The organism is Enterococcus sp. 4E1_DIV0656 (assembly GCF_002140695.1).
Lineage (GTDB): Bacteria > Bacillota > Bacilli > Lactobacillales > Enterococcaceae > Enterococcus_D > Enterococcus_D entomosocium.
The window spans coordinates 649,176-672,508 of record NZ_NGLF01000002.1; the positions used below are offsets into that span (position 1 = coordinate 649,176).

The following is a 23,333-nucleotide window of genomic DNA, read 5'->3' on the forward strand; positions in this document are numbered from 1 at the left end:
TTTTGGTTGATTTATTGGTTCCAAACATCGGCATATTCTGGTTTGCGTTCAAATTCTTTTTTGGCAAAGGGACACAAAGGAATGATTTTCTTTTGTTCTTTGCGGGCTTTTTCCACCCCTTTTGCCACTAATTTTTCGGCGAGTCCTTGTCCCCGATAAGCAGGATCGACAAAGGTATGATCAATGATCATACGCGTTTCACCGGCTTTTGACCACGTCATTTCACCAATTTCTTTGTCACCGTCTTTTAACACAAATCGAGCATTTTCTTCTAAGATTTCCATGATTGTTCCTCCTTTAACACATACTTTAATGCACCGCTTGGACAGGTATGGATCACTTGTGCCGCTTGGGCTGCTTCCCCATTATCAGGAATCACCCAGGGACGCCGTCCAACTTCAAAAATGGCGGGATTGCCCCGCACACAATTACCGCTGTGGGTGCAGATCTCTTTGTTGTAATAAATATCGATCGCTTCACCACGATACTTCCGATATCCTGCAGCAATCAACCCTTCTTCTGTTTCATTCGCTAGTGGCTGTTCGTCCATGTTGAACACCCTCCTCTTACTGATTGTCAGAAGCAAACTGCCTGCCTCCTCCTTCATCATACGACTTCTCGAGAAAAAAATAAATCATTTGTTCTAAAATAGCCTCTCAGTTGCCGATCATTAGCCAAAAGCTTGCGGCAGCACAATAAAGCGTTCCGTCAAAACAGCATGTTTTGACGGAACGCTTTTTTCATTCGTGGGGCACTTTTGCAACAAAATGAAACCGCTGCGTGGCATAATCCCCGGCTAAATGAGGATCGATATACAACCCGAGTTGCATCAATTCATCGCCACCGAAGCTCTCTCCCCCACTTTGATAGGTAAGGTCAGGATCTAAGCCAGCCAGTTTTAAAGTAACCAATGGTGCAGAGGCTTCAGCTAAGACTCGGAAGTAAAAGACGATCGCTTCTTTTTTATCTGGGGAAACATACAGCCAGGCGGTGTCATTGCCTTCATAAGGGCTGAGCAGTCGAACAAAGCGACCCAACTGCAGCAGGCGCCGATGTTTTTTATAAAAAGCGATTTGATCTTTGATCTGCGCTTTTTCCTTTTGTGTCAGCTGTGTTAAATCAAGCTCATAGCCCAGTAAGCCAGACATCGCAGCATTGCCGCGAATCGCTAGATCCGTTGCCCGTTGGGTCTGATGGTTCGGGATCGCTGAGACATGGGCACCCATGGTGGATGGTGGATAGACCAGACTGGTTCCGTATTGGATCTTCAGGCGGGCGATGGCATCGGTGTTGTCGCTGGTCCAAATCTGCGGCATATAATACAAGAAGCCAGCATCAAAGCGCCCACCGCCACCAGAACAGCCTTCAAACAGGATCGTTGGATAGGCAGTGGTCAGTTTCTCTAGGAACTCATACAAGCCCAGCAGATAGCGATGCGCGACCTCCCCTTGCTGGGCAGGATCGAGGAGCAAGGAATAGACATCCGACAGACTGCGGTTCATGTCCCATTTGATATAGTCGATGGCAACCGTATCAAACAGTTGGGATAATTGCTGATAGAGATGGTCTCTGACATCTTGTCGAGAAAAGTCCAACACATACTGACTGCGGCTAAGCGCTGGCTTGCGATTTGGTACTTGTAACAGCCAATCGGGGTGTTGTCGGTTCAGTTCACTGTCGCCCGAAACCATTTCTGGTTCCAGCCAAAGCCCGAATTGCAGCCCTTTGTCATGGACTTTTTGGGCAAATCCTGCCAAGCCAGAAGCTAGCTTGCCTTCGTTTTCAAACCAATCGCCTAATGAGGTTTGGTCATCTTCTCGCTGACCAAACCAGCCGTCATCCAAAACAAACAGTTCGATTCCCAGCTCCTTCGCTTCATCAACGAGGGCATCCAGTTTTTCTTCATTGAAATCAAAGTACGTTGCTTCCCAGTTATTGATCAGGATCGGCCGTTCTTGCTTTTTGTATTTGCCCCGAATCAAATGCTCATCATAAAAGTCATGATAGGTGGCTGACAGCTGGTTCAAGCCAGCCTCACTATAAGCAATCACGGCTTCTGGGGCTTGAAAGCTTTCTGTTGGCGGCAATTGCCAGGCAAATTGATGGCTGTTGATCCCCATGATCACACGAGTCTGATGGTAAGGATCTTTTTCGATGATAATTTCATGGTTGCCACTATAAAGCAAACTAAAACCAAAACACTCCCCAGCAAACTCCGTAGCATTAGGTTCCAGTATGACGGCAAAGGGATTTTGCTGATGGCTACTGGAACCACGCTTGCTGTCCAAACGCTTGATGCCGCGATTGATTGGTTCTCGGATGACTTGGCGTTCTTTCGCCCATGCCCCCGGCAAGTGGATCAAATCAAAGGGACGGTTAGGAAAATCGAGCGCTTGACTCGCCAGCTGCTCGATCGTAACAGGCTGGTTTCCGTGGTTGATTACTTTACTTGAGCGGACGATCACTGCCGCATCCTCGAAAATCGTGTAAAACAGCTGCAGTTCGAGTCCCGTCACATCATCTTTTAAGGACAGAATCAGTGTTTCGATCCCGTCGACGGCACCATGGGTCTGAGGCAATCCTGCTAGGGCGGGTTTGCCTTGTTGAATCTGGTAATCACTAAAGACAAAATGGCTGACTCGGCTACCGTTAGACTGGCGAATCCTATAAGCTGCTTCTCGAAAATCTCCGAAGCCGTTGCCAGGAAATTCCATCATCAAGGTGTCTAATGAGAAAAGTCGGTCGCTGCTGTCTGGGGGATTGGGCGAAAAGGACCGATCAAGACGTGGATAACGATAGCCGCCAGAATAATGAGCGATTTTTTTTCCAAAATAAAGGTGTGCCACATTGCCCCCTTCTTCTATTTGTATGAGATAGCTGATTTGGTCGTTGCTTAAATGAAAGACGTTTAATTGTTTGTCAAAAAGAATCATATCGTACCCTCTACTTTATAATTGTTCGCTGATGCCCCGCTTATTTCACGGATCCCAGCATACCTTGGACAAATTGTTTTTGTAAAACGAAGAAAATGATGGCCGTTGGCAGTGTGGCGATCACAATGCCGCACATCATCATGCCATAATCAGGTGTATAAGAAGCACCCATAGCCGAAAGAACCAGTGGAACGGTCCGTTTGTCTGGTGATTGCAAGGCAACTAATGGCCACAAATAATTGTTCCAGCTGCCCATAAACGTAATGATCGCGGCAGCTGCATAAGTATTTTTAGCCGTCGGCATGTAGACTCTAAAGAAAATACTCAGTTCATTCAAGCCATCGATCCGAGCAGCTTCGACTAATTCTCTAGGGAATGCCTTGATGTTTTGGCGGAAAAAGAAAATCAAAAAGGCGGTACAGACCGAGGGCAAAATCACGACAGCGAAGGTATTGATCCCGATTGGTGTGCCGCTAAGCTTGCTGAACATCCGATATAACGGGATCATTAGAGCGGCAAAAGGTACCATCATCGACAGCAATAGAATATTAAAGATACGGTCTTTGGTTTTCGTCCGATAGATCTCAAAGCCATACCCTGCCATGGAGGAGAACAACAGTGCAAAGAAGGTCGTAATCACGGCAATCACCGCTGAGTTTCCTAATGCCCGAGTAAAATTCAAATCGGAAGAAAAAAGATTTTGGAAGTTGATCACCAACTGATCCCCAATCATGATTTTCCCGGCAACGATATCAAAGGTTTGATTGGTCATCCCTAGGATCATCCAAACAAATGGAAAAATAGAGATGAAAGCCAAAATCGCAAGAAAGACGTATTTTAAAGTGAGTGAGATTGTTTTCAATTTTCTTTTCCTCCTATTTTCGTTTGGATGATCGATAAAATCACGATTGCAATCACGATAACAAAGGAGACCGCAGCGGCATATCCAAAGTTTGGCGTGAATTTGTAACTTAAATTGTAGATGTATTGTGACAAGGTCGTCGTAGCATTGGCTGGTCCACCGCCAGTAATATTTTGAACTTCATCGAATAATTGCAGCGTACCGATCGTTGAAGTGATCGTGGTAAATAGGATGATTGGACGCAAGTTGGGAATCGTGATTTTGAAGAATTGATCCCATTTTGAAGCGCCATCGATCTCTGCCGCTTCATAAATACTTGGATCGATATTCTGCATGCCTGAGATGAAAAAGATCATATTGTAGCCGGTCCAACGCCACGTGATGGCAAAAATAATCAGTACTTTTGCCCAAAAAGGATCTGTCAACCATTGGATCGGCGCATCGATCAGATGTAGCTGCGTCAAAAAGTTATTGACTAACCCGTTTGCCGAAAAGAGACTTTTCATGATCAAGGAATAAGAAACCAAAGATGTGATACATGGTAAAAACAAGGCGGTGCGGAACAGCCCTTTAAATTTCAATTTTTTGTCATTCAATATGTTCGATACGATCAGCGCCAAAAAGAGCATGATCGGAACTTGGACTAATAAGTATAAAAACGTATTGCCAAAAGCTTTTTTAAAGGTTGAGTCGCTCAACATCCGCTGATAGTTGCCAAGACCGTTGAAGGTCATCGCTGTCGGTGGTCCTGATTGGAATGACGTGAACAATGCCGAGACCATCGGGATAAAGACCAGCATCGTTATCAAAATGACGGGTAAGGTAATAAAGGCATTGCCGTTTGCAAACCAATTTTTTGTTTTGTTTTTCATTGTAATTCCCCCTTAACACAGAAACTCGCGATCGCTCACGAGTTTCTGCAAAGTTGTTCGATTAGTTTGCAATTTGTGCTTCCACTTGTGATTGTGCTTCTTCTAATACTTTATCGATGTCTTCGCCGTTGATCACTCGTTGCAAGCTTTCAGTCAAGACAGATTCAATGGCATAGGTGTGATTGCCGTAGTTCACGGCTGGAATTTCTTGTGACCATTGAGAGAAATCTTGGAAGACTTTTTGACCGCCATAGAAATCAAGCCCCGACGTATATTCTTCCGTTTCTTCTGCAGCATTCATGGTTGAAACCAAACCGATCTCGGTAGCTAATGTACCCATCAATTCTTTATTTGAAGCAAAGGTATTGGCTAAAAAGTCTTTGGCATTTTCTTCACCGTCAACCCCTTTGATCACGTACCAGCCTGCTCCGCCGATGCTGGAAGCATTGACTGAATTGCTGTCGCCAGCGATAGATGGGATTGGAGCGATCGCCCATTTGCCGCTTTGATCTTCAGCGCCTTGAATTGTGCTAGAATACCACGCACCGGTTGGCGCAGACGCAACATTCCCCGATTGAACAGCATTGACCCCGCCATCCCAATCGGAAACTTGTTCAACTAAGCCTTCATTCAACAATGTTGCCAAGACAGTTAGACCGGCTTTGAAGGATTCATTGTCTTTGATGGTCACGGTGGAGCCATCTTCACCGGTATACCATTCGCCTGCCGATTGCATAATGATTCGTGCCAAGCCAAGATCGCTTGGGTCTAACGACATCATAGCGTGACCCGTTTTTTCTTTGACATCTTTGGCAATGCTGATAAAATCATCCCAGGTAATATCTTGGAGATCCGCTTGCTCATAGCCTGCATCGGTCAAATAATCTGTGCGGTAAAATAGTCCTGCGACGCCACTGTCAAATGGCACCCCATAAATGACATCGTCGACTTTATTGACCGCAAATTTATAGCTGGAGAAATCCTCCTCATTCACGATATCCGTTAGATCACTAAACGCATCTGGATAAGAAGAAAGGTACCCTTGGATGCGGTAGTCTTCGATCAAGACGATATTTGGCAGTCCGTCCGTATTTCCTGATGCCAGACTAGTATTTAATTTTTGGACGATATCATCTTGCGACATCGTCACAACTTCCACATCGACATCTTGATTTTCATACACTTTTTTGGCTTCATTGACTGCCTTGATGTTGAAGGTCTCATCCCATGCCCAGACCGTGACTTTGTTTGAGGACTCGCCGGAATCCCCAGAGCTTGTGTTGCTGTTTCCGCAAGCCGCCAAAGTCAGCACTGCAGCCGCCGTTACCATCGATGCAAGTAGTTTTTTCATTTTTATCCCTCTTTCCTTTTATTTACAAGGCTAACTATACACTGATTTTGTAACCGTATTCAATGATTATGAAAGAGCTTACTAAATTTGTCCAAAAATAGAAAAAAGTTACAATACCTTTCTTTTTTGAAAGCGTTTATAATAAAGAAGAGATATAGGGGGGATACCATGACTATTTTACGCACGGTCTTAGTCGTTGATGATGAGGCAACGATCCGAGATGGATTGAAACATATGATACGTTGGGAGCAAGAAGGGTTCCGTCTCTTAGGCGATGCAGCGAACGGGCAAGAAGCATTGGCGCTGATCCATGAGCTAAATCCCGACATCGTGATTACGGATTTGAAAATGCCACAAATGGACGGCCTTCAACTCACAACGATCATTCAACAACAATATCCAGAAGTCCATTTTTTGGTCTTGAGCAGCTACGATGATTTCCAATATGTCAGTCAATCTTTTAGAAATGGTGCCGTAGATTATCTTTTAAAACCGACACTGACACCGACACTCTTGTTGAAGACGCTACACAACATCACACAAAAGCTGTCACATACAAAAGGCTCCGTGACTGAGGAGACGCAGCTGCAAGAATCGTTGAATCGCTATTTAGCAGGGTATGAAGAACCGTTGGCTCCTTTGGCGGACTACCTTGCATTGGATCAGCCGCAACAGCAAGCCCAAATTTTGACCACCAATTTTAGCGGCTTTCGTGCCAATGATCAGCTACTACATGCGTTGACAGAATTTACTCAATCACAACCGCAGGTAAAGACGCTCTTTTTTCAAACCAGTAATAAAGATGCCGGCTTAGTGATCAGTTATCCAGAAGGAACGGATGTTTATTCCTCCTTGAAAGAAACGTTGGAGCAATTGCGTTTTACCGAGCCAGATGCCTTCTTTACTTTCAGTGTGCCCTTTCGAAAGATTGAGCAGTTACGGGATCATTTTGTGACCCTTAAAGCCAAAAGCCAAGGACAATCGTTTTTTTATAAACGCCAACGGTTGGTGCAAGAACACGAACTCTTTTTGTACATCGAAAGTGATCGCTTTGATACTAAGAAGTTCTTACGGGCTTTGTTAGACAACAACTTTTTGCTAGGAATCACCAGAATCGAGGAATATTTTAATGACATGATTTTATCCAATGTCGATCCGACATTTTTAAAACAGCAGGCCAGCAGTATTTTTTACACGTTACTCTCCCGCTTGGAAGAAGAATTTCCCACTGCTCCCCGCTTTAGCCGCTTAAAAGCTGAATTTTTGCATGCTATCGGTCACGTGCAGTATTTGGAAGATTTTTCTGATTTATTGTTGGCGACCATCGATGATATTCGTCAACAGCTGACGACCTTATCACCGCTGGATGAAGATGATCTACTCGTTGCGATCCAGCGCTTTATTCAAGACAACTACACCAAAAGTCTGTCTTTGTCTGAACTGGCTGAAACCTTTCATTTTAGTTACACCTATCTTTCGGCTTTTCTTTCTGCAAAACTGAAAATGAGCTTTTCTGAGTACGTTAAGAAAACCCGTTTGGATAAAGCCAAAGAACTGCTGACACAATCTGATCTGAATCTATCTGAAATCAGTGAAGCGGTCGGGTATTCGGATATCAGCTATTTTTCTCGTATCTTTAAGAAAGAATGTCAGGTCACTCCATCGAAGTATCGGCGGTTGAATCAATTATGAAAATCAACCAATGGATTCAGAAAAATGAATTATTCAGTCGGATCTTCCTCTTTGTTGTCGTCGGGGTCATTAGTGTATGTCTGCTAACCGTCGTCGTGATCTATGGTCGCTCGAAAGATGCCTATGTTGCTTCGTACCAAAGCTCCAATCAGCTACTGCTGGAAAAAATCCAAGAAGATTATGAGCGTCTGAACGAGAATATCCATCGGATTTTTGACATTGTCGATGAAAGCAAAGCCGTTGAAACTTACTTAGAAGGCGACATGAATCAAGGGCGCACGATTTTAGAATTAAACGAGCAATTAAAAGACACCCGCTCTTTGTTTCAAGACATCCCCTCGAATTTAGTGTTGATAGGGGTCAACGGAGGTACTTTTTTTCAAAACGATGCGGTTCGCAATCAATCGGTGGATGATTTTCTCGCCAGTGCCTTTATCCAGCAGATCAATGACAATGACGCCATCAGTCAGTATTATTTCTTGGACCAAGGCTTAAGTACCTCCACCAGCGACTCCCCCGGCTTGATGTACGTGCGCAAATTAATGAAAGAAGAAACGATTTTCGGCTATGCCCTGATTTTCTTAAAGGAATCTGATTTTTCTTCGATCTATCGTCAACTCTTAGATACCAGTCTTCACTCAATCTATATCGTCAATGAGCAGAATCAAATTCTCTCCACTTCTGATCCGAGCCTTTTAGGCATGCCGTTTGAGGATCGTCTCGTCACGGTCAAAAGAGATACTAGCATCAATCAGCTGCCCCTTTATTCGTATCACTTTACTTTTTATGATGTTCTGGATGAATCGCATCTGGTACGCAATATGAATCTGATCAAGCCAGCTCTTTTGATTTCTGTCGTCAGTATTTTACTCTTTAGCCTGCTGGCATTTTGGATCATCCGTAACATTACCCAACCGATTTATCAGCTGATCGCCAAGCTGCCGGCGGTCACGCAAGGCGATTTCAGCGATAAAGTCACCATCAACGGGACGTATGAAACGCGAGAATTGGGGCGTGCCTATAACTTGATGCTGGAGGACTTGGAATCTTATGTCGATCATTTAATGGTTACAGAAGCTGAAAAACGCAAGTTCGAGATTCGTTCACTGCAAATGCAGATCCAACCGCATTTTGTCTACAACACCTTGACTGCTATCAAGTTTTTAATCTGGCAAAACGAACAAGAGGCCGCCACCCAAGCGATTGAAAGTTTTGTCCAATTGTTGCGGCATACCTTTAACCGCAAAGAGATCGTCCCTTTAAAAGATGAACTAGCGATCGTGGAAGAATACCTCGTTTTAATGAACGTGCGTTATGGCAATCGCATCCAATCGACGATTTTTTCAGAAGATGGCTGTGAAAATATTCTCGTACCGAAAATGATTTTGCAACCGATTATTGAAAATGCCTACCTGCATGCCTTTCCCGAAGAGGATTCAGGATTGATCCAGATTTTTTCTCGTGTCAGTAAGGAAGGCCTGAAAATTGAGATCATCGATACGGGCATCGGGTTCAATGAAGAGCACCCAACCAGCTCCGCGAACCATTTTGAACACTATTCGGGTATTGGCTTAGACAATATTGATCAGCGTATCAAGCTGCTCTATGGGGAAAAATACGGATTGACTGTAGAATCACGCATCAACGAAGGAACCACCGTTCGCTTGCTGCTGCCGATCCAGCGGGAGGAAGCAGCATAATTTCTTTCATTAAATAAGAAAAACGCCAACTGAACCAGGCTGCTTCCATGAGCAGTTCTGTTCCGCTGGCGTTTCTTTCCTTAATGATAATCGTTAATTAACTGGCTTAAGCCAAATCTTCCCCATTTGTGGCAATCACTTTTTTGTACCAATAAAAGGATTGCTTTTTGCTGCGGGCTAATGTGCCATTGCCTTCATTGTCGCGATCGACATAGATATAGCCATAGCGTTTCTTCATTTCTCCGGTTCCTGCAGAAACCAAATCGATACAGCCCCATGAAGTATAGCCCAACAGTTCCACACCGTCTTTGTCAATCGCTTCTTTCATCGCAGCGATATGCGCACGTAGATAGTCGATGCGATACACATCATTGATTTTTCCATCTTCGTTTGGCGTATCCACCGCTCCTAGACCGTTTTCGACGATGAAAAGCGGCTTTTGGTAACGATCATAGAGATCATTCATCGTGATTCGCAAACCAAGCGGATCAATCTGCCAGCCCCATTCTGACGCTTCTAAATACGGGTTTTTAATGGTCGGGAACAAGTTGCCTTCCGTTTTCTCAACACCGGAATCTTCTGAAGCAGCAACCCGAGAGGCATAGTATGAAAAGGAAATAAAATCGACGGTATGGGCTTTTAATAAAGCCGCATCTTCGGCGGTTCGTTCCAAAGTGATTCCTTTATCAGCTAGCATCTTCAAACCATAATTTGGATATTCTCCTCGCGATTGCACATCGATAAAGAAATAGTTGCCGCGATCGCTTTTTTTGCTTTCCCAGACATCTTTCGGATTGCAGCTGTAAGGATAATAACTAGCCGCAGCCAGCATACAGCCAACTTTATTTTCTGGATCGATCTCGTGGGCGATTTTTGTTGCCAACGCACTTGCGACTAACTCATGATGAGCAGCTTGGTATTTGACTTGTTCTTCATTTTCGCCTTCAGCAAAGGTCAGCCCTGCACCGAGAAACGGGGCATGCAAAATCATATTAATTTCGTTAAAGGTCAGCCAGTACTTCACCAATCCTTTGTATCGAGTGAAGATCGCTCGACAAAGGTTTTCATAAAAGGTGATCATCTTACGGTTGCGCCAACCGCCATATTCTTTGATCAAATGGATCGGACAGTCAAAATGCGTGATCGTCACCAAGGGCTCGATTTGGTATTTACGGCACTCTAAAAAAAGTTCTTCATAAAAGCGCAAGCCTTCTTCATTAGGGGTTTCTTCATCCCCCTTCGGAAAAATTCTTGACCAAGCAATCGATAAACGATAGGTTTTAAAGCCCATCTCCGCAAACAAGGCGATATCTTCTCTGAAATGATGGTACATATCGATCGCTTCTTTGGCTGGATAGAAATACCCTTCTTCAAAGGCAAGCATCTCACGCTTTCCGGTAATAACTGCTCGGCGGTCCTTGCCAGTCGGAATTACATCGACATTGGCAAGCCCACGCCCGCCTTGATCAAACCCGCCTTCACATTGATTGGCGGCTGTTGCACCGCCCCATAAAAAGTTTTCTGGAAATCCCATGTCTTATTCTCCTTTTTTAGCCGATCACTTTGATGATTTGATCGCCAAACGTAATCGGGCCACTGTTAGCCGTCAAAATGTCCCCCACTTCAGTACTGTTTGTGATAACGATCGGCGTGATTACTGGATAGCCTTTTTCTTTAATAAATTCAATATCAAACGTAATCAATGGATCCCCGACTGTCACTTTTTGCCCTTTTTCTACTTGATAGGCATAGCCTTCACCATTTAATTGCACTGTATCGATCCCCACGTGGATCAATAGTTCAATGCCTTCCTCACTGGTCAAGCCAATAGCATGTTTTGAATCAAAGACTGCTGTGACAGTCCCGTTTACTGGAGCTAGCACTTCTCCGACGGTTGGCTCAATCGCTACCCCTTGGCCAAGAATCTCTTCCGAAAACATGCCGTCATTGACTGCTTGCAGGCTTTTTAGTTCCCCTTTTAAAGGTGCTTTGATCTCCGCACCGCTGATTTGATGGGTTGGTTCTTGCTCTTTGTCTGCTGGTGTTGCTTCAGGTGCTTCTTCTGTGACAGGGTCTTTGTATAAGAATAATGTCGCAATAAATGTGACCACGATACTGATTGCCGCACCGATACAAGCATTGGTCAAATGACGTAAGGTGTCATCGCCGATATAGCTTGGCAAAGTCAACAGGCCTGGTGATCCGCCTGAGAAATTGCGGACACGCATGATCCCCATAAATAGACCACCAAATCCGCCACCGATCATTGCTGCATACAAGGGTGTTTTAAACCGCAAATTGACCCCATACAACGCCGGTTCAGTAATGCCGAATAGCCCAGTCAGACCAGCAGAAAATGCCAATTGTTTGATCGTAGAATCTTTTGATTTAAAACCAACGCCGATAGCTGCAGCTCCCTGACTGACGTTTGAAGCCAGCATGCCAGGGTAGATCACTGTGTCATAACCTGTGGTCATCCGGTTGTTGATACCGATAGGAACCAATCCATAGTGGGTACCAGTTGCCACGAACAATGGCGTGAAGGCACCAATCAGTAATGGAACGATCCATGGGCTAACCGTTTCTAAGGCTTGGATCCCTGTAGAGATCGCTTCACTGATCATGTAGCCTAGAGGGCCTAAAGCAACTAATGCTACTGTCCCTACGACGAAGATCGTTAGCAACGGTTTGCTGAAGAATTTGATTGCTTTTGGCGAGACTTTATCGGCGATCGGTTCAACGTAAGACATGAACCAAACACTCAAGATGATTGGGATAACCGATGATGAATAACTCACTGGTGAAATCGGCAAGCCGAATAAATGGATGCCGCCGCCTGCCTCATTGACTGCTGTCACCATCGCGATAAAGTTCGGATGGAGTAAAATCCCCCCTACCATCATAGCTAAGTACATATTGGCTTTGAATTTTTGTGCAGAAGAAGCAGCCAGCAAAATTGGCAAGAAGTAGAACGCCGCATCCGCCATAAAGTTTAATATTTGGTAACTTTGACTCTCTGCCGTCAAGACATTGAAGACCACTAGCAATGAAAGAACCGCTTTTAGCATCCCAGCTGCCGTGATGGCTGGTAATATTGGAGTGAAGATCCCGGTGATCGTATCGATGACTTTCGCAACACGTCCGCGATCGTCTTCTACTGTTTCTTGGTCACTAGTCAAATTGGTTTGGGCAGTGATTTCGTTGTAAACATTGCCAACATCACTGCCGATGATTACTTGGTATTGCCCACCTTTATTGACCACACCCATGATCCCTGGTGTATGTTTTAAAGTACTTTCTTGGGGTTTGCTATCATCTTTCAAGTTGAAGCGCAAGCGTGTCGCACAATGGGTCAAGCTTTGGATATTTTCTTCCCCACCAACATTGGTGATGATCGTTTTTGCTAACTCTTTGTAATTCATGTCGTTCCTCCTATTTTGGTCTTTCGCTTGTTTTTTGTGTGTCAAACCATAAAAAAATACCTAAACAAACCCCTTGGGAGTTCATTTAGGTATAGCCTGCCAATCCAGTAACAATCCTAAGCACTTGTTATTCGTTTGATGTGTATAGTTAAATAGATCAATTCGTCTTCTTCTAACGGTCTACCGAATTCTTTGTTGATGTAGTCACTGATTTTCAACGCACACGCATATTCCTTCATGTAGCGGTCTTTCAACATAAAAATAAAACTGCCGGTTCCTGCATCATCGAGCTTTGTACCGCTGAATAAGCGCTGGACAAAAAATTTCAAATGGGTCACAAAGCGCTCGTAGTTCAATGAATACTCATCAAGCTCCATTGAAAAATGATATTTGACGATGTTTAGGATATGCTGAATGATCTTCGCCATTTCCGATACTTGACTGACCTGCGCCATATCCAACTCCGCATTAACGATGTGCAATGCAATGAAGCCGGCTTCATCTTCTGGCAGCTCGATCGCCAAGCGATTTTTGATAATCGATAACGCTTCTTTGCCAATGAGGTATTCATGGTTATAAAACCGCTTGATTTCCCATAGCAAGGCATTTTTGATTTCCATGCCGTTTTGATAGCGCTCGATAGCATAATTGATATGATCGGTCAGCGTCAGAAACAATTTTTCGCTCAACTTTTTCCCAAGGGAAACTTTTGCAAAACTGATGATCTCATTCGCTGCTTGAATATGTTCGATAGGGATAGAAGAAAGTAATTGGGTTAGTTTTGTGACATTCCACTCTTGTGTACTGAGATAGACTTTTTCAATCTTGGTATCGTCGATCGCATCGCCCGGCTTTTTCTTAAAGCCTAAGCCTTTGCCCATGACAACCAATTCTTGTTTTTCCTCATTCTCAGAAATCACAATGTTGTTATTGATCACTTTTGTTACGTTCATTTTAACGACCCTATTCTTCTTTAGATTTCTTCACACAAAAAAATAGGTATAGCCCGCCTAAAGCGGTAACAATCCTCAGAGCCAGTGTAGCATGAGAAAAAACACTCGTCAATGGGGATTTTCAACCGCTTGTTTAAAAGCAGAAAACAGCGCTGCTGCCATTTGACTCTTTGGCAGAACGCTGTTCACTGGTTTATAAATCACTAGCTCTCTTGATGAGAGGTAAAATTAGATACGGTTTTCGTGGTCAGCAGTTTTAACTAAGTTTGCTCCCACCATACCACCGATTGACGTAAGAGCGAGTCCTAAGACCATTGCCACAAAGCCCCAAATAGACGCTTTGGCTGTTGCATCACTTGCTTCTTCCGCTTTTTGACGAGCGTCTTCCACTGCTTGGTCAATGTCTTGTTTGGCTTGTTCAAGATTTTGTTGTGCATTTTCGATTTGTTTTTGTGCTTCATCAGAAGCATCTTGTAAGCCGTTCACGATATTGTTCGTTGCTTCTTCCGCTTCTTGTTGGCTTAGATCTGTGTTTTGAGCCACTGCATTTGAGATTGCTTCTTTATCGACTGAATCACCGATCGTTGTAGCACGATCTTGTAATTTGCTTGCTAAATCATCAATGATTTTATCCGCATCATTTGGATTGGTTGCAATGTCTTTGCCGGCATCTTTGATGTCGTTCGTCGCATCAGACAATTGATTTTGCAAGTAGTCTGGTTGCAATTCAGGAACATCGGTATCTTGTAAAACATCATTGACATTCGCTTGTAATTCATCTGTATTGACGTCTTCCATGTTTCCTGTTATTTCATCGAAGGCTTTTGAAGCGACATCGCCAGCACCTGAGGCAACTGTTTCAACGCCACTGCCAACAGCAGAAGCAACGTTTCCTAAAAGTGAACCGACTACAGAAAATGCACCGATCGTTAAGTAAGAGAGCATAACCATCATCACGATCATACTAGTTGCCCATGTTAAGAAACCATGAACCAATCCAACACGTCGAGCCGCCACACCTGAAACAAAACCTGCACCGAATAATGCCAAGACAAAGGTAATGACTGTCCAAATCAATAATCCTGTACCCACACCATCTAATGGATTATTTGATGTTGGTTCCACCAAACCAAAACCGATTGCTGAGCCGATCATTGACAGTGTCATGAACAATGCGATAAATGTTACGACCCCTGCAAAGATAGAACCCCAAGACAAATTATAACCTGCCTCCCGCTCATTTGAACCTAAATAATTTCTGAATCCTTTTTTCATCATTACATCCCCTTTTTGTTTTTTTAACCTGTATTCAGTCTAACAACTGATTGTTTTTTTATCAATCAACTCGACTTGCGCTATCTTTTTGTAAGAAAAATGAATGATTCTGAATTGTTTGACTATTTATTAAAATAAAACAAAAATTCATTCATGTATTTTAACTAAAAAAATCTTTCCACGCTCTTTCTTCCGATTACAGGCTTGTTTCTCACATTCTTCTCTTGATTCGCCATTTTGAAGCTAACAAGGTTTCATTAGAGAAAAAAACAGCTTTTCTCAACGTGACCCAAATGAGGGGCAATCGCGAAAAACCACCTTTGCCCAAGGCAAACGTGGTTGTCTACTTATTTTTCTTCATTTAGTCGATCTGGCATCATGTTTTCCATAAAACCCCAAACGCCGTTTTGTAATACGAGTTCCTCACGTTCGTAAGTAGAAACCGTGGTGCGGATCAACTCATCTTGACCGTCTAAGACTTTTTGTCCCCAATGAGGATCGATCAACAATGCCCGCCCCACTGCAACAAAATCTGCATGTTCTAGCAAGCCCGCGGCATCTTTCGACGTTCGGACATCCCCTACACCAATCAAAGGAACCCGCTGAGCGATTTTTTCATAGACATACGCCAACATCGATTTTTCTTGATACGCTTTTGAAATCGATTTACGGGTATAATCCGCAAGAGAAATGTGCAGATAGTCTAATCCTTTTTCTGCCAGTTGGTCCACTAAGAACAACGTATCTTCAAAGCGAATCCCTGGTTCTTCGAATTCTTCCGGTGAAAACCGATAACCGACGATAAACTCCTTCACACCTGATTGGTCTACTGTTTCCAATACTTCATCGACAAGCTTCTCAATAAAACGATAACGGTTCTCTAGTGAGCCACCCCATTCATCGGACCGACGATTTGAGTGAGGAGAAAAGAATTGTTGGATCAAATACGTATTGGCTCCGTGGAGTTCTACGCCATCAAACCCTGCCTTGATCGCCCGTTCGGTAGCTTTTTTAAAGTTTTCAATAATCGTTAAAATCTCATCCACCGTAACTTCTCGGGGAACTTGGGCATTTGGTCGTTCAGCTGCAACCGCGCTGGCGGATATGGGTTGTGTGCCTCGTAAAACTGAGTCATCCGTCATCCGACCGGCATGAAAAATCTGTAAAATGGCTTTGGTCCCATTTGTTTTGATGGTGCTGGCTAATTTGCTTAATCCAGGTAAAAAGGCATCGTCATAAGCGCCTAATTCCCCTTCCCAGCCCTTGCCATCTTCTTGGACATTGGCTGCCGCTGTGATGACTGCTCCGACTTCCCCAGAGCGTAAGCCATAGTAAGCCAACTCATCTTTCGTAATCACTCCATCAAAGAAGGACATCTTGGTCGTCATTGGTGCCATAATGATTCGATTTTTCAACTGTAATCCGCGCTTAAATGTTGCTTTGTCTGTTACATTTCGCATGGGTTTCCCACCTTTTCCATTGGATTCATATCGCTTTGTAAATCTGACTGGCTTGGTTACCTAAGGAGATACTTAAAGCAAATCGGTGCATTTTTTTCTCTTTTGCCAAAATATACATGCACATGCATTTATATTACAAAAGAATCAAGGAGAAAACAAGCGAAAACATCTTTAGTCTAGCATTTCCTCCAAGACTTTTTCAAAAACGACTTTTGAGCGCTGCAGTTTCTTTTTCCCTGATTGGGTCAAATCAATATAGATCCCCCGCTTATCCTCTTGACAAGAATGCCGTTCGATCACACCACACAGGTTGTCTTCCATGCGCATGATCATGCGTGACATCGCACTTTGACTCAAATCAAAATGGGCGATCAAATCGTTGAGGCGCATGCTATGATTGGGGGTCTTTTCTAAGTAATAAAGCACGTAATACTCATTCAAAGACAGATTGCTTTCTGCTTTGAGGGCTTGTTCCAAGCGAGCTTCGATCGCTTGATGCTGATTCGTGAAGGCTAACCATTGGCCCATTCGTTCTTTTTCCATCCTCTTCACCACCCCATTCTCCTATACCAAGGTATTTTAATCTAGATCCCTGCGTTACGCAAGCCGCCAGAAAGCTTCGCCACTATGGCTGAAACTTTATTATACAAAACTAGCCAGCTGCTGCGGACGTTAATGAATATTTTATGATAGAATTGGCGAAAAATTCAGCAAAAACTTCCTATTCTTTTTCAGTGTTCTGGATTACAATATCTTTAACATTAAAGAATATTTAAACGCTATGTCAGCAAAATTGTGCATTTCGACACAATAGTTTGCTTGTTTCAGATGCTTTAGTATTCTAAGGAAAGGATGAAGTAAACAATGAAAAAAACATTTTCTTTGATTGGGACACTGACGCTCGTCAGTTTGGGGCTTTTGACAGGCTGTAACAACGAAAAAGATACCGCGCAATCAACAAGCGAGCTAAGTCAGAGTCGTGTGTCTACTGAAAGCAAACAAAGCACGACGACGCAAACGACTGAAAGCAGCTCCTTAGCGTCAAGCTCCACTTCAAAAACTTCAACCACAAGCCAGCAATCGACGGATCACTCTGACGCAACGCAAACAACAGCAAGCTCAGTATCCGCCAATGAGTTTCCATATGCCGTTGATCTTTCCCAATATGGCCCTTCACTGACTTTTTATTTCCATGGCGTCAATGTACCAGATGCTGTCACGATTCAAAACACGAGTCCTTTGATCATTTCGATCGGCGACAGCGCAAGCTATGAAGCACAAGTCGATACGATCGCAACAAAAGAGATTCGCGTGTTTTCTGCGAAAAACAATGAGATTCGCACAGTAAAAGTGAACACTCAGTTGACCTTTTCGAAAGGGATCACTTCCAATGGAAATCCTGATTTTAACCAAAACCTGTACCTATTTACAAATAAAGAGGGTGGTCTATCTTTAATCACACCAAATTATGCGGGGAATGTCAGCGATGACCAACGAGATGTGATGTTAGAAGTACTTCAATAAACGAAAAACAGGGAAACGAAGCGTGCTTCGTTTCCCTGTTTCGTTACCCGATCATCACGGTTTCATCAGGATATTTGTAGCCAGCTTCTTGTTTGTTGGCGTTTTTCATCAATGAAAAAGCAACGGTCATGATGCCGACTCGACCAATGAACATCAAAAAAATGATCAGTAGTTTGCCAAAAACCGACAAGTAAGGCGTCAACCCCATGGTCAACCCCACGGTTCCAAAAGCGGAAAAAACTTCAAAGGCAATGGTTGGCAACCCAAAGTTTGGGGTTTGCGGCATACGCTCAGTGATCGACAATAAGAAAATCGCTACGAAGCATAACGTCAAGGTAAGGAAGAACAACGTAAAGGCACGCGATACAGCAGATTCTTTGATCGTGCGACCGAACACTTCCGCTCGACTGCGCCCTTTCAATAAACTGCGGATCTTGATGATCAAGACTGCAAACGTCGTTGTCTTCAATCCCCCAGCCGTTGATCCCGAGGTCCCGCCGATATACATTAAAATCATCGTCAGCATCAAGCCTGCTTGACTCATTCGTCCGTAATCAATACTGAAAAATCCCGCGGTTCTTGGGGTGACCGCTAAGAAGAGGTATTGGAAAAAACGTTCGATGACCGAGTCACCCGTGATCAACTGTGAATTGGCTTCGGTCAAAAAGAACCCTGCCGTTCCAAAAACCACCAAAACGATCATAGCGATCCATGCCAAGCGGCTATGCAGGGACCGTTTTTTGGACGCCGTATGCAGGAGATCGAACCAAACGAGAAACCCAAGACCGCCGGCAATGATCAAGAAACTAATAATCCCCAGCACAAACGGGTCATTTTGAAACCCTAACATGCTGTTTCCGAACAAATCAAACCCAGCATTACAAAAGGCCGAGATCGCATGAAAAACACTGTACCAAAGGCCTTGCTCCCAACCAAAACGGGGCACGAATGCAAAAGCCAGCAAGATAATCCCGCTGACTTGGATCAAAAAGGCGATCCGAATCAGGTACCATGCCAAATGGATCTCTCCAGACATCCGATCCAGATTCAATGATTCCCGCAAAATCATCCTGGTACTAAGATGGACTCTTTTTCTCGCCAAGATGTAAAAGAAGACGGGAATCGACATGAAGCCGATCCCACCGATCTCAATCAACATCAGCAAGACCCCTTGGCCCCAGAGATTGTAATGGTCGGCTACTGTCAAGGTCGAAAGACCCGTCACGCAAACAGCCGATGTGGCAGTAAACAGTGCATCTAAAAAGTTGGTACCTTCACCACTTTGGGTGACAGCCGGCAGCATCAGTAAGCCAGTTCCTGCCAATATCAACAAAACGAAGACCAGTGTGACGATCTGCGGAATCAAAAAGCGTTGCGATGCCAGCTTTTTTTTCAACCGATTTCTTTTTTTCATTTTCATTTCCTTTGACCTTTTCCAAAAACCAATGGCTTGGTAATCCTAGTTTATTGCAGTTGTTTTTCTCTTATCATACCATTTTATTTTGATTTATTCTTCACTTTGATCATTCTTGTTACGTTTGCTCGTTCGTTTTCTTCCAGCCGCATTTTGATACCATAAATGGCTTCTTCCAGCTCGGGAATCGTCAAATATTCTAGGGCATTGACGCGTCGGCGAGTACGTTCGATTTCCCCTGCCATCAATTGACAGGTCTTTTCGATTTCCGTTAGCTCCAACAGCTTCGGCATGACGTCGGTAAAACGGGCGACCGCATTATCTAACGGAACATTGGAATTCAAAAAGCCATACTCGATCGGCGCTTGCATCACCGTATCGTCATAATCAAAATGCATCACTGGCACTTCCACACTCATGATATTTTTCGTGGATAACTCAAGGGAGACCTCAGTTGCTGGTAAAATAAACATTTCTTCAATGTATTTTTCATTGATCGTGGCATTGGCTAAGCGAAATGCCTTCATGGCACGCTGCAATTGTTCTTCTACTTCTTTACGCAAGTGGTCATTCTTTTTGATCAATTCAATAAATTGACGCATGAGTTCGTCTTGTTTGTCTTTTAATAATTTATGTCCGCGTTTGGCTGTCGCCAATTGTTTGCTGAGGCGCGACAACTCCATGCGGGTTGGATTAACGGTTTTTTGCGCCATTGTTCTCCTCTCCCGGTAAGTATTCCGCCAGTAAGGCATCGCTGATCCGCTTCAGTTCGACTTTTGGCAGCATCGCCAACAAGTCCCACCCTAATTCCAAGGTTTCGATAATCGAACGGTTGGTGCGGTACCCTTGGTTCAAGTATTCATTTTCGAAGCGTTCCGCAAATTTGGCATAGGTTTTATCTACTTCCGACAATGCCGATTCTCCTAAAACGACTGCCAATTCCTTGGCTTGCTTTCCTTGAGCATACGCAGAAAACAACTGGTTCATCGTTGCGGCATGGTCTTTACGTGTCTTGCCTTCGCCGGTCCCTTTATCTTTTAACCGTGACAATGACGGCAAGACATCGATGGGCGGCTGGATGCCGTTTTTATACAAATCACGAGACAAGATGATTTGTCCTTCGGTGATATAGCCGGTCAAATCGGGAATCGGATGGGTTTTGTCATCTTCTGGCATGGTCAAAATCGGCAGCTGGGTCACTGAGCCTTTCAAGCCGCGAATCCGTCCAGCACGTTCATATAACGTGGATAGATTGGTATATAGATACCCAGGATAGCCGCGACGTCCTGGCACTTCACGACGAGCAGAGGAGATCTCCCGCAAAGCTTCACAGTAGTTGGTCATATCCGTCATGATCACCAAGACATGCATGCCCTTTTCATAAGCCAAGTATTCGGCTGCCGTCAGTGCCATTCGGGGAGTAGCGATCCGCTCGATCGCTGGGTCATTGGCTAGATTCATAAAGACGACAGAATGGTCGATGGCGCCCGTTTGACGAAAATCTTCCATGAAATATTCTGCTTCTTCAAAGGTGATCCCGATGCCAGCAAACACAACAGCGAAATCGTCTTCTGAATTCAGCACTTGTGCTTGACGCGCAATTTGCGAAGCCAATTCTTTATGAGGCAGACCAGAACCAGAAAAAATCGGTAGCTTTTGTCCCCGAACGAGCGTATTCAAGTGGTCGATCGATGAGATCCCCGTTTGAATAAACTCATCAGGATAATCCCGCGCTGCTGGATTGATCACTTCGCCGTTGATGTCCATAAATTTTTCTGGGACGATCTCTACTCCGCCATCTTTGACCCGACCTAAACCGTCAAAGACTCGCCCGATCATTTGCTCGGAAACGCCTAATTCCAAAGGATGTCCTAAGAAACGCACCGCAGATTCCCGCAAATTGATCCCGCCGGTTCCTTCAAAAATTTGGACCAACGCTTTGTCTTCTTGGATCTCCAGTACTTGTCCTTGCCGCGTTTCGCCGTTTTGCATGCGGACTTCGATCAACTCTTCGTATTTGACACCGGAGACGCGATCGACGGCCATCAATGGTCCGACGACTTCTCCAATCGTTTTATATTCCTTGATCATCGGTGCGGTCTCCTTTCTGTAAAATTTCTTTCATCGTTGCTTTGATCTCTTGATGCAAAGCAGGAATTTTTGCTAATTCCGTTTCAGGCAGGTACTTCATACGTGCCACTTTGTCTCGCAATTCTTCGGTTCCTGCATAGATTTCTGAAAGATACGCACCTAGCGTCAACGCATCTTCCGCTTCTTTGTGGAGCAGCAAGATCGTTTCCAGCATTTTGAACTGCTTTTCACGAGAGGTAAACGTATCGACGTCGTCAAAAGCGTTTTGCTGCAAGAAATCTTCTCGCAATGACTTGGTGGTTTCCAGCAATAACTGATCTTTTTCGGATAAAGCGTCGATGCCGACAAGACGCACGATCTCTGACAACTCAGATTCTTTTTGCAGCATCCGCATGGCTTCTGTTACTTGTTTGGACCAATCCACTTGCATTTGTTGGTCCAAAAAGGCACCCAATTCATTTTCGTATAAAGAATAGCTCTTCAACCAATCGATCGATGGAAAATGACGCTTTTGCGCTAAGGTGGCATCTAAGCCCCAAAAGACTTTAACGACCCGCAACGTATTTTGGGTAACTGGTTCTGAAATATCGCCGCCTGATGGTGAAACGGCGCTGATGGCAGTGATGCTGCCTTCTTGATCAGAACCTAAGCAAATCGCTTTTCCAGAACGCTCATAATACTCTGCCAAGCGGCTGCCTAAGTATGCTGGATACCCTTCATCCCCAGGCATTTCTTCCAGACGACCAGACATTTCTCGCAGTGCTTCTGCCCAACGTGAGGTGGAATCCGCCATGATCGCCACTGAATACCCCATGTCTCGGAAGTATTCCGCAATCGTGATCCCAGTATAAATCGACGCTTCCCGAGCGGCTACCGGCATATTGGAGGTGTTAGCGATCAACACGGTTCTCGCCATTAAAGATTCACCACTACGAGGGTCGATCAACTCTGGAAACTCGTTCATTACATCGGTCATTTCATTGCCGCGTTCGCCGCAGCCGACATAGACGACCAGGTCGACATCCGCCCATTTGGCGATTTGGTGCTGAACGACAGTTTTCCCTGCACCAAAAGGTCCTGGAACGGCTGACGCCCCGCCTTTAGCGATTGGAAAGAAGGTGTCGATCACTCGCTGGCCAGTAATCATTGGTTCGACTGGATTCAGTTTTTGCTTTACTGGACGGCTATGACGAACGGGCCATTTTTGCAGCATCGTGAAAGACCGTTCTCCTTTGGGTGTATCTAAAACATAAATCGTATCATCGATGGTAAATTCCCCCGCATAAACAGCCTTGACTGTTCCTGAAACACCATGAGGAACCATGATCTTGTGATTGATCAATGGTGTTTCTTGCACGGTGCCGATGACCATCCCGGTACTGACTACTTCGCCGACTTCGACTGTCGGTACAAAGGGCCACTTTTTCTCATGATCCAACGCAGGCAATTGCACCCCACGTGTCAAGAAGTTGCTTTGGGTGACAGACATGAAGGTTTCTAAGGGACGTTGGATGCCATCAAACATTTGTGACATGATCCCAGGCGCCAATTCGACGGATAGCGGTTCACCGGTGGTTTCGACTGGTTCACCAGGTCCGATCCCATACGTTTCTTCATAGACTTGGATCGAAGCGACGTCGCCGCGCATTTCGATGATCTCACCGACCACGCCTAAATCTCCTACATAACAGATATCTTCTAAACTTGCATGGCCCATATTTTTGGCTAACACCAATGGACCAGATACTTTGATAATTGTTCCTTTTTCCACAACATCGGCTCCT

The 23,333-nt window shown here is 44.4% G+C and carries 19 protein-coding genes; 3 read left to right on the forward strand and 16 right to left on the reverse strand.

Translation table 11 applies throughout. The features are described 5' to 3' along the window. Positions 1-11: 11 nt before the first annotated feature. From A5882_RS16330 to A5882_RS16355, 6 genes are all read right to left on the reverse strand, one after another. On the reverse strand, positions 12-284 hold the full coding sequence (locus A5882_RS16330; protein WP_005234932.1) for a GNAT family N-acetyltransferase: 273 nt from the start codon (positions 282-284) through the stop codon (positions 12-14). Continuing rightward, complete coding sequence (locus A5882_RS16335) at positions 272-550, reverse strand: (4Fe-4S)-binding protein (protein ID WP_008378829.1); 279 nt, start codon at positions 548-550, stop codon at positions 272-274. Before A5882_RS16335 ends, A5882_RS16330 begins: the two co-directional genes overlap by 13 nt. A 190-nt stretch (positions 551-740) precedes the next feature. After that, positions 741-2,933: an alpha-galactosidase gene (locus tag A5882_RS16340; RefSeq protein WP_086373145.1), complete on the reverse strand. Its 2,193-nt coding sequence runs from the start codon at positions 2,931-2,933 to the stop codon at positions 741-743. A 40-nt stretch (positions 2,934-2,973) separates the two neighbouring features. After that, complete coding sequence (locus A5882_RS16345; RefSeq protein WP_008378833.1) at positions 2,974-3,795, reverse strand: carbohydrate ABC transporter permease; 822 nt, start codon at positions 3,793-3,795, stop codon at positions 2,974-2,976. After that, positions 3,792-4,667, reverse strand: coding sequence for a carbohydrate ABC transporter permease (locus A5882_RS16350; RefSeq protein WP_005225588.1), 876 nt, complete (start codon positions 4,665-4,667; stop codon positions 3,792-3,794). Before A5882_RS16350 ends, A5882_RS16345 begins: the two co-directional genes overlap by 4 nt. Before the next feature lie 61 nt (positions 4,668-4,728). Further along, positions 4,729-6,018, reverse strand: coding sequence for an ABC transporter substrate-binding protein (locus A5882_RS16355; RefSeq protein WP_005234924.1), 1,290 nt, complete (start codon positions 6,016-6,018; stop codon positions 4,729-4,731). A 168-nt stretch (positions 6,019-6,186) separates the two neighbouring features. On the opposite strand from A5882_RS16355, the gene A5882_RS16360 reads away from it, so the two are divergent. Together A5882_RS16360 and A5882_RS16365 are read left to right on the forward strand one after the other, a co-directional pair. Next, complete coding sequence (locus A5882_RS16360; RefSeq protein WP_086373146.1) at positions 6,187-7,710, forward strand: response regulator; 1,524 nt, start codon at positions 6,187-6,189, stop codon at positions 7,708-7,710. Beyond that, positions 7,707-9,410 carry a sensor histidine kinase gene (locus tag A5882_RS16365; RefSeq protein WP_086373147.1) on the forward strand — a complete coding sequence of 568 codons (1,704 nt, stop codon included), beginning with the start codon at positions 7,707-7,709 and terminating at the stop codon, positions 9,408-9,410. The genes A5882_RS16360 and A5882_RS16365 overlap by 4 nt, the downstream gene beginning before the upstream one ends. A 106-nt stretch (positions 9,411-9,516) precedes the next feature. Here A5882_RS16365 and A5882_RS16370 read toward each other — a convergent pair whose 3' ends face one another. From A5882_RS16370 to A5882_RS16395, 6 genes are all read right to left on the reverse strand, one after another. Next, on the reverse strand, positions 9,517-10,944 hold the full coding sequence (locus tag A5882_RS16370; protein WP_086373148.1) for a 6-phospho-beta-glucosidase: 1,428 nt from the start codon (positions 10,942-10,944) through the stop codon (positions 9,517-9,519). A gap of 16 nt (positions 10,945-10,960) precedes the next feature. Next, the gene (locus A5882_RS16375) at positions 10,961-12,832 is read right to left on the reverse strand and encodes a beta-glucoside-specific PTS transporter subunit IIABC (protein WP_086332550.1); all 1,872 of its coding nucleotides are present in this window, start codon (positions 12,830-12,832) and stop codon (positions 10,961-10,963) included. 116 nt (positions 12,833-12,948) lie between these two features. Further along, positions 12,949-13,785, reverse strand: coding sequence for a BglG family transcription antiterminator LicT (licT, locus tag A5882_RS16380; RefSeq protein WP_005234912.1), 837 nt, complete (start codon positions 13,783-13,785; stop codon positions 12,949-12,951). A gap of 228 nt (positions 13,786-14,013) precedes the next feature. After that, entirely contained in the window at positions 14,014-15,060 is a 1,047-nt protein-coding gene (locus A5882_RS16385; RefSeq protein ID WP_176462044.1) for a hypothetical protein, read from the reverse strand. Positions 15,061-15,407: 347 nt separating this feature from the next. Next, positions 15,408-16,520 (reverse strand): NADH-dependent flavin oxidoreductase, encoded by a 1,113-nt coding sequence (locus A5882_RS16390; RefSeq protein WP_086373150.1) that lies wholly within the window; start codon positions 16,518-16,520, stop codon positions 15,408-15,410. Positions 16,521-16,691: 171 nt separating this feature from the next. Then, a complete protein-coding gene (locus tag A5882_RS16395; RefSeq protein WP_086373151.1) occupies positions 16,692-17,063 on the reverse strand; it encodes a MarR family winged helix-turn-helix transcriptional regulator in 372 nt (123 codons plus the stop codon). A 321-nt stretch (positions 17,064-17,384) separates the two neighbouring features. On the opposite strand from A5882_RS16395, the gene A5882_RS16400 reads away from it, so the two are divergent. After that, positions 17,385-18,044, forward strand: a complete 660-nt coding sequence (locus tag A5882_RS16400; RefSeq protein WP_016613535.1) for a hypothetical protein — start codon at positions 17,385-17,387, stop codon at positions 18,042-18,044. A gap of 43 nt (positions 18,045-18,087) precedes the next feature. On the opposite strand, the gene A5882_RS16405 is transcribed toward A5882_RS16400, so the two are convergent. From A5882_RS16405 to A5882_RS16420, 4 genes are all read right to left on the reverse strand, one after another. Next, a complete protein-coding gene (locus tag A5882_RS16405; protein ID WP_086373152.1) occupies positions 18,088-19,464 on the reverse strand; it encodes a TrkH family potassium uptake protein in 1,377 nt (458 codons plus the stop codon). Positions 19,465-19,541: 77 nt separating this feature from the next. Further along, a complete protein-coding gene (locus A5882_RS16410; RefSeq protein ID WP_077452708.1) occupies positions 19,542-20,171 on the reverse strand; it encodes a V-type ATP synthase subunit D in 630 nt (209 codons plus the stop codon). Beyond that, the gene (locus A5882_RS16415) at positions 20,152-21,549 is read right to left on the reverse strand and encodes a V-type ATP synthase subunit B (protein WP_061054381.1); all 1,398 of its coding nucleotides are present in this window, start codon (positions 21,547-21,549) and stop codon (positions 20,152-20,154) included. The genes A5882_RS16410 and A5882_RS16415 overlap by 20 nt, the downstream gene beginning before the upstream one ends. After that, entirely contained in the window at positions 21,533-23,320 is a 1,788-nt protein-coding gene (locus A5882_RS16420; RefSeq protein WP_086373153.1) for a V-type ATP synthase subunit A, read from the reverse strand. The genes A5882_RS16415 and A5882_RS16420 overlap by 17 nt, the downstream gene beginning before the upstream one ends. Positions 23,321-23,333 lie beyond the last annotated feature (13 nt).